Genomic DNA, 1,506 nt, shown 5'->3' with positions numbered 1-1,506 from the left:
ATTTCTGTGCTATTAACATAACTTGTTCTTGGTATATTACTATTCCGGATGTTTCATCTAATATGGAATCGATACCCTGGTGTAGACTTGTTCGTTTTGTTTGATTCCATTTTGCATCAGAATAAAGTTTAATATGTTTTATTGGTCCGGGGCTATATAGTGCTATTAAAGCAGTTAAATCAATAATATTTGAGGGTTTTATATTTGTTATATGTCCCTTCATTCCTTGACTTTCTAGTTGAAAGATTACCAATACTTTACCATTACAAATTAATTCAAAGCTTTTATTATCAGTATAACATTCCAAATCTATATGTATACGACTAGTTATAATATGTTCTATGGTTTCATCAATAGCAGTAAGTGTTTTTAGACCTAATAAATCAAATTTAGGTAATCCAGCACTATCAACTCAATTCATACTATGTTGTACAATTCCAACGTTATCACTTTTATTCCAAACAACAGGAGTATCATTTACTAATGATGTATCGTATATAATTAAACCTGCAGCATGTGTTGATACATGCCTATACAAACCGATAAGTTTCAAGATAATATCCATTACTTTTTCAAACAAGGGCGAGGGTATTAATTTTGTTTTATCTAATGCATCTAAAATGGAATTAGCTTCATAATCAAATATTGGTATGGATTTACATAATTGGTTTAATATATCATAGGAAATTGATAAATATCTACCAACATCTTTTATAGCTACCTTAGCCTGTAATGAACCAAATGTTATTATTTGACTAATGTTTCTAACACCATACTTTAATTGAGTATATCTCATAATTTTTTCCCGTCCTTCATGACAAAAATCTACATCTATATCAGGTAAACTAATTCTATTAACGTTTAAAAATCTTTCAAAAAGAAGTTCATGAACCATCGGATCAACAGTTGTTATTCCTAAACAATATGCTATTAACGAACCAGAAGCTGATCCTCGACCAGAACCAACATATACATTGTTGTTTTTAGCTCATAATGTAAAATCAGATACTATTAAGAAATACCCAGAATATTTTGTTGCTATTATAATAGATAATTCTTTTAATAATCTGTCATAATATATCACTTTATTAGATTTTCCAACGGAATAAAACATATATTCGAGTGCTTCAATGGATTTGAGATATAATACCTTGTTTTCCGTTTGATTGTCTTTTAAAAATGATGGTAGATGTACTACTTTCTTTTCTAAGTAAAAATTACATGTGTTGCTAATGACAACTGTATTTTTAATTGCTTCGGTAACATTAGAGAATCGGGTAAGAATATTTTTATAATCACTAAAATAGTTATTTTTGGAGATATGTGTTAATTTTTGTTTTGAAATAGATTGTAAAATTTCAATTATCTCAACATCTTCTGGTGATTCAAAATATGTTTCGTTTATTGCAGCAACAACAAGTCCATTATTTTTGGCATATTCTATCATAAATTTTTCATAAGAGGGATTAGTAAATATGTTTCTTTCTAATTCGATACATAAATTAT

At 28.0% G+C, this 1,506-nt stretch carries 1 protein-coding gene; it reads right to left on the bottom strand.

Annotated features, from left to right (window positions below):
• Positions 1–1,506: DNA polymerase III subunit alpha (dnaE, locus tag MAGTDC_RS03515; protein WP_146657070.1), on the bottom strand; the 1,506-nt coding region annotated here is incomplete at both ends.

It is taken from the genome of Candidatus Hodgkinia cicadicola, from assembly GCF_002774925.1.
This window is presented reverse-complemented; position numbering and strand designations above follow the sequence as displayed.